The sequence below is a fragment of the uncultured Cyclobacterium sp. genome, assembly GCF_963976465.1.
Taxonomy (GTDB): Bacteria; Bacteroidota; Bacteroidia; order Cytophagales; family Cyclobacteriaceae; genus Cyclobacterium.
In genome coordinates, this window is record NZ_CAXBOC010000313.1 from 1 (window position 1) to 6925 (window position 6925).

6 protein-coding genes are annotated in these 6925 nt (G+C 35.5%); 3 read left to right on the forward strand and 3 right to left on the reverse strand.

What is annotated here, in order from left to right:
* Positions 1–700 (reverse strand): endonuclease/exonuclease/phosphatase family protein (locus tag AAC037_RS16475; RefSeq protein WP_339904079.1); only part of this gene is annotated, 700 nt, incomplete at its 3' end.
* Between the two features lie 189 nt (positions 701–889).
* Entirely contained in the window at positions 890–1402 is a 513-nt protein-coding gene (locus tag AAC037_RS16480; RefSeq protein ID WP_339904081.1) for a hypothetical protein, read from the reverse strand.
* Positions 1403–1556: 154 nt separating this feature from the next.
* Between AAC037_RS16480 and AAC037_RS16485 the strand changes: the two genes are divergently transcribed.
* Positions 1557–2477 carry a carbon-nitrogen hydrolase family protein gene (locus AAC037_RS16485; protein WP_339904083.1) on the forward strand — a complete coding sequence of 307 codons (921 nt, stop codon included), beginning with the start codon at positions 1557–1559 and terminating at the stop codon, positions 2475–2477.
* The gene (locus AAC037_RS16490; protein WP_339904085.1) at positions 2474–2596 is read left to right on the forward strand and encodes a hypothetical protein; all 123 of its coding nucleotides are present in this window, start codon (positions 2474–2476) and stop codon (positions 2594–2596) included. Before AAC037_RS16485 ends, AAC037_RS16490 begins: the two co-directional genes overlap by 4 nt.
* Before the next feature lie 330 nt (positions 2597–2926).
* On the opposite strand, the gene AAC037_RS16495 is transcribed toward AAC037_RS16490, so the two are convergent.
* Positions 2927–5701 (reverse strand): outer membrane beta-barrel protein, encoded by a 2775-nt coding sequence (locus tag AAC037_RS16495; protein WP_339904086.1) that lies wholly within the window; start codon positions 5699–5701, stop codon positions 2927–2929.
* Between the two features lie 472 nt (positions 5702–6173).
* Between AAC037_RS16495 and AAC037_RS16500 the strand changes: the two genes are divergently transcribed.
* Positions 6174–6527 carry a hypothetical protein gene (locus AAC037_RS16500; protein WP_339904087.1) on the forward strand — a complete coding sequence of 118 codons (354 nt, stop codon included), beginning with the start codon at positions 6174–6176 and terminating at the stop codon, positions 6525–6527.
* The last annotated feature ends 398 nt before the right edge of the window (positions 6528–6925 follow it).

Below are 6925 nucleotides of genomic sequence, written 5' to 3' on the forward strand. Positions count from 1 at the left end.
CAGGAGATTTAGAAATATAGGCCGAGTTCTCTAAGGAACTGATTTCTTTAAAGCTTTTTATTAAGTTTTCGTACAAGGCATTTCCCAGATTCGGATGTTCTTTTCTAATATTGAAATCTCCGGTAGCAAGAACTGGAGCATCTCTCGCAATTTCCGAAATTTTCCTTGCCATTAATTTCGCACTATTCATGCGGGCTTCTACTCCTCTATGGTCAAAATGGGTATTGAAAACATAAAGATTTTTGCCCGATGATTTGTCCTCAAGTTGGGCCCAGGTCACTATTCTTGTTAGGGATGCATCCCAACTTTTACTCCCTGGAATATCCGGCGTTTCTGATAACCAAAACTGGGAATGATCAACTAGGTTAAACTTATTCTTATTGTAAAATATAGGCGCATATTCTCCGGATGTTTTATTATCATTCCTTCCTGTACCAACATAGTCATATTCAACAAGCATTTCTTGGAGATCAAGTATCTGATTGTGAAGAACTTCTTGCATCCCTATAATATCGGGCATTTCTGAAGTCAGGTAAGATTTCACAATAGGAATTCGATGCTGCCACCTATTGATTCCATCATCAGGGTTATCATAGCGAATATTGAAAGATACAATTTGTATTGATAGGTCCGTTGGACTGCATGCTAACACAAATACAAGCGGTAAAAGGAACAAAAAGTTTTTCAAAAGATTTTTCATAGATATTAATAAGGTAAATTCAAAATTTCATCAGCAAAATAGATGTAATTTATGAGAGGTGATTTCTTTAATTTAGGTATTTAATATCGACTTACGGACCAGCATCTACACAAAGTAATGGAATAACTTCAAAAACAGAAAATCCGAATCCTATTGAGAAATTTGAATTTTAAAATTAAGGATATAATATTAATTCAATATGAAGTGCGTATTATTTAAAATCATCCCATACGGCAAACTAATCAAGTCCAATGCTAGAAATGCTCCCTTAACTCCGCTCACATCAAATACCAATACTTTTGCAAAAAGATCATCATGAATGCCTTCAGAAATATTGATTCCATAAGAATTGCCCATCACACTCCCAACCGGTGGGGTAATATTCAATGATGTTGCGCCTAATAAAATGGTTGACCTATCCCTTATGTCTTTTATAATTAAGTTAGCTCTGACATTAAATACATTGCTTATTAGAAGTATAACAAAAACAAGCCAAAAGTATTTTTTATTAGCCTTATTTTTCTTTATAGTCGCAATAGCAAAAAAATTAGATCCCATAAATTTATTGTAAAATCTATATTTAAGTAATTTACCCATACTTCCAATATTTTTTTTGTAACACCTTAATGCATTATATGTGGAAGATAGAATAAAACCACTAAATATCAATTCACATAATGCATTGATGGTTAAGTTTAACATGAACTAAGTTTAATAAAATCATCAGACAATTGGATCGGCTTATTTTTAGTGAAAAATTTTAACTTTTCTTCACAGGTTTGAAAAGGTTTGGTAAATTCCCTTCTCAATATTCAAGCGTAGAACATGACAGTTAAAAAATATAATCGGTCACCCCATGGATAAAAAAAACAATCCCAGAAGAAAATTTCTAAAAACTGCGGCCATGACTTCAGGTATCTCATCGATAGGTGTATTACCTGTAAACAGTACACCATTACCAGATTCAAGCCTTATAGGGAAATTACCACGAGAGGTATGGGTAGCCGGCATATCTCAGGAAGCTGTTTTTGCAGACAGTGCTGAGCAAATGGTAGATGAGATATTTATACTAATGGAAAAAGTATTGGTCAACCAACCGGACATTATTTGCCTACCGGAGTTGTTCCATACTGCCAACATTAAACAAAAATACAGCCTATCTGAAAAAATTGCCATATCCAAAACAGTATTAGATAGGATGGCTGCCTTTGCTAAAAAGCACAATTGTTATCTGGTGGTTGCCGTAAATACCGAAGAGAGAGAAAAGATATTTAATTCAGCAGTATTGTTGGATAGGAATGGACAAAGGATTGGTGAATATAGAAAGATTCATACGACCGAAAATGAAATGGGATTAGGAATTAGTCCCGGACCCTTGGACCCACCTGTATTCGAAACGGATTTTGGAAAAATAGGCATTCAAATCTGTTTTGATGTACTTTGGGAAGATGGTTGGAAAAAACTAAAAGACAAGGGTGCAGAATTGGTTTTTTGGCCGTCCGCCTATGGAGGTGGTCAGAGCCTACAGGCCAAATCTTTGCAACATAGATACGTTGTTGCTACCAGCACCAGAAAAGGAAGCGCTAAACTTTGGGATATCACCGGAAAAGAAATTGCAAAAACAGGTTTCTGGGAGAAAAATTACTATTGTGCCCCTGTCAACCTGGAAAAAGTCTTTTTACATACATGGCCATTTGTAAAGTATTTTGATGAAATCAAAAAAAATATGGAAGGAAAATCCGAATCACCAATTTTCACGAAGAAGAGTGGTCTGTGATTGAAAGTCTTTCCCCGGACATCACCATAGCAGATATTTTGAAAGAATATAACCTAAAAACCTATGATCAACACAGGTACGATGCTGAAATGGTTCAAGATAAGGCAAGAAACTCCTAGATTTAGCCCGGATTATGTAATAGGATTTCTCCGCCCTGACAATGGTCAGAGGTGGAGCCTGTCCCGTGTTTACGGGAAGTGTTGCAATCGCAAGAAAATCAGGCTGTTTGGAGATTTCAGCATAGCACCGCTATGGTGAAATTGAAAACGGCAACGATGTGGCTGATTTTGAAGCGATTTCAGCACGTAATAGTTTGTCTATTGCATATTTCGGGTTTAGTAGATAACCTAAACATTCATAGCTAATCATAAGGAACTTTATATTAAAGAAGTTGAAATACCAATATTTCCAAGAATTATAATGCTAACTACTTACAATCTCCCCTGGAATTAATTTCCGCCGGTACCCATAGCTCCTTGTCCAAAACTTCTTAAATTATAGGTCAATGTTAACATGAAAAATTGTTGTAATACCTGCGTTCTCTCGTTCTCGATATAGACGTCTGTTACATTCCTATTGATGCTTGTATTTTGATTCAGAAGGTCAAATACGGTCATCTTCAATTCAAACTTTTGGCTCGGTGGAAACCTATAGCCTAAATCTGCATTCATCAGCCATACGGACTGATCAAATTCTTCTCCCAAGCCGGTATACCATTGGTTGTTTACATTGGTACTTACAAAAAATCCCCAAGCAAAATTCCAATATAAATCTAATCTTGTACTTTGGGTATAGTAATTGTTATTTTGATTTTCTTGTAAACTACTTCTTACAATATTGTAATTTCCACGGGTGGAAATATTGAAATCCAAATCTTCTCCTAAATTACTACTTATACCAATTCCGGGACCTATCCCTAAATTTTTATTATAATTGGTTTGTCCATTAATTATGCCGGGCTGGTTGCTATAGTTTGCCCTAGCGGAAAGTTCCAAGTTACTTTTCATAAAGCTGAGAGGGAATCCGAAAGAAAAGTAACTCCTTAGGTCCCAATATTTATCAAGGTTTTCGGGTCTACTTAGTTGCCCTCCTTTCCTTAACAAAACATCTCCTTGAATGAGTGTATCTTTCGACATAATATAAGTTGCATTCCCCAAATAATTGGATCGCACAGATCCTCCCATATACATAAAGAATGATTTCGAGGTTTCAGGATCTACATTTCTAATTCGGGTATACACCCTGTGTTCATATTCTTGTTGCAGGTTAGGGTTTCCCGTAGATATTTGAATGGGGTTACTGTTATCAATTACATCCTGTAACTGCCTTACTGAAGGTGCGTCCGTATCTCCTCGGTAATAGACCCGAATATTGGTGTTTTCATTCATATCATACATGAATATCATTCTGGGTACAAAGTTTTTAAAAGTTCGATTGGTATTTTGGAATCCTGGAAAAAGCCGGTCACTATCTAAAATAGACACCTGATAATCGAATGAAGAGTAAACCCTGATTTTATCTTTGTTAAAACTGTACCCTAAACCTACCTCATGTTGCAAATAAGTGTTTTCAAATTCATTGGTCAAAGTGGAGTCTAGTTCAAATACCATGGACTCCATTTCTCTCTGACTTACTTCCTGCCTGGTTTTGCCCAAGTCGTTACCCACTTCATATTCCAGCCTCAGCTGAGAATTTTCACCAATTGGCTCCGTATACTCAATTTCCATTTCATAATCAAAGGAATTAGAGCTACTGATAGAATTTTGAATCAAACTATCCAAATTGGAGGTTTGGAAATCACGATTGACCGACACCAACCTTGAATCACTATTCGAATCACTCAAACGGGTATCAAATTGCGCTGAAAGCGTCCGACCTTTTTTATTGAATTTATACCTATAGATAAAATCACTCGAAAAACTAAAAGACTCATTGGTGGAGCTGGTTTTGTTTTGAGTCTCATTGATAGGGGTGTTCAAGTTAAATAAGTTTTGGGCATTGAGGCTATTTATGGACGAACCCTTTTCATATCTCACCCTGGGTCTCCAAATAATAGCATGCTTATCTGAAATGTCATAATCCAACCTTAAATCCAAACGGTGGTTTTGGTTATAGTTTTCATCATTTCTGACTTCATCATACAATTGGAGGCTATCACTGGATAAAATATATTCTCGAGATGAATTTTGGTTTAAATAGTTGGTGCTTTCATTAAAGAAATAACTTCCGGTAATTTTTGCCTTTCCTTCATCAAATTTATCTGTAAAATTTATACCTACTGCATTGGTATTGGTGATCCCCGGTCTTTCCCTTGTTGTCAATGGATTTCCTCCTCTTCCTCTACCTCCTCTTCTATCATCTCCTCCACCAAAGGCTCCGGTGAGGTCATCTGCAGAAAAATTTTGTTGGTTAATATTATTGCTTAGTCCTAACAGTGTAAGCCGCTGTGCCCCGTTAAAAAAATTAACACTACCACCTACCAAATAATTGTCATCTGTACCATATCCGGCAAACATTCTACCGAATTCTCCTCCCCTTTTTTCTTTTTTGGTAATAATATTAATGGTTTTGATGGTTTCCCCATCATCAAAGCCAGTTAATTGCGCCTGAACGCTAATTTGATCCAAAAACTCTATCCTGTCGATTATTTCAACAGGAAGGTTTTGCATGGCCATGGCAGGATCATCTCCAAAGAAAGGTTCACCATCCACCAATACTTGCCCTACTGTTTCACCTTGCACCTCAATGGTATTTCCTTGCATGGTCACTCCAGGCATTTTCCGAATCAATTCTCCTGCACTTGCTTGAGATCTGGTCTTATACGCATTCGCATTAAGGGATAAAGTATCCCCTTTCATCTCACCAGTCATGGTAGCTGCTTCAATCTCGTAAGTTTCCAATAAACTTCCCTTCTCCTCCAGTTTAAACATCCCTAATTTGTTGTTGGATGGATTATTGATGGTATCGGTAAAATCTTCAAAACCTATGAAACTAATATTAAGTACAAAAGTGGATACATCTGGTTTATCAAACTGAAATTGTCCTTTTTCGTCGGTAAAGGTATTGGCCAGCGTATCCCCTGAAGCATTGAGAACAAAAATATAGGCTCCAGGCAAAGTCTCTTTGCTTTCTTTATCTTGTACCCCCCCCTTTAGAAAGGTTTGCCCCCATACATTTCCAGAAAAAGTGACAGTAAACATGATTAATAATACAATCTTATTCATAATGAAATAGAATTAGTTTTAATAATCTGGTTAAAATTATAAGAGCGGGTATGCAAATATACAAAATTTAAAATATTTATATGATTAAATTATATAAATGGAATCGACATCTACTAAACGGAATAAAAGCCTTATGATTTGATAAATTTAATTGTAAAAAGACACTTACGATTAATTATTATGAACCTAACCGAGTGTTTTCCAAATAGTTTAAATATTTAGCTTTTTCAAGTCCGATCACACTGCATAAATATTTATTTTACCTAAAAACCGTATACAAAGACAAATAGATATTGGAAGCACATATAAATATAGGAGCCCAACAATTCATAAGGAATTACTTAAATAAAAACACCTTATTTTTGAGACAAATAAAAAAAATCAACCTTTTATACCGGAGTAACTTTGACAAAATGATCAATCATTATTACCTTTAATTAAAAAATAACGCACAGCACTAAACTTTGATGTAATGCTCAATTTTAAGAAAATTTTTTATTTTCCTGTTTTAATATCTTTGTCATTAATCTCCTTTTCAGGATGTGGAGATGGAGAAAATGATGAGCCTTCAGGATGCAATAGTTTTAACTGGTCAGTTGAGCTCAATGAAGAGTTAACCGACTTAACTACAGCGATTTCAAATTTTGCTCAAAATCCAACAGAAGCAAACTGCAACAATTATCGACAGGCACTTTTAACCTATGTGGATGCATTAAGACCTTATGGAAACTGCCAAGGGTTGACGGGGCAAAACAGGGTTGAATGGCAAAAATTGATCGATGAATACGAGGAGGATTTAAATGAAGAGGACTGCTCAGACATTTGATTAACGGTCTCGAGAAATGGTATCTATTTTGCCAATAAATACCATTTTTCGAGACATTATTGTGCCTTTTATTTATCTCCATTTTTCTCCTATAGTATTCTCCGGTTTTAATCTTATGCATTGGATAAGGGATTAAAAAATCTTTCTTTTTTCATATAGAATTAACCAACCACCTATTTTCTTACACTGAGTTTTATAATGCATCTATTAGGCTCAATGTATTATTAATAATCCCCCCTTTATTCAAGAAAAAAACTCCACCAGCAAAGAATTAAGCTTTCTCTGAGATGAAGTTTTTAAGTGTCAAATCGGCCAAATCAGTCAAATAAAAGCCAATAAATCGATTGAATAAGGCACTTATCAAATAAAGGATTTGTATGGATAAGGTGGCTTTGTCA

Excerpts from the sequence above, each read along its gene's own strand:
- AAC037_RS16480 (WP_339904081.1), bottom strand. The coding sequence starts at position 1,402 with ATGTTAAACTTAACCATCAATGCATTATGTGAATTGATATTTAGTGGT.
- AAC037_RS16485 (WP_339904083.1), top strand. The coding sequence starts at position 1,557 with ATGGATAAAAAAAACAATCCCAGAAGAAAATTTCTAAAAACTGCGGCC.
- AAC037_RS16495 (WP_339904086.1), bottom strand. The coding sequence starts at position 5,701 with ATGAATAAGATTGTATTATTAATCATGTTTACTGTCACTTTTTCTGGA.
- AAC037_RS16500 (WP_339904087.1), top strand. The coding sequence starts at position 6,174 with ATGCTCAATTTTAAGAAAATTTTTTATTTTCCTGTTTTAATATCTTTG.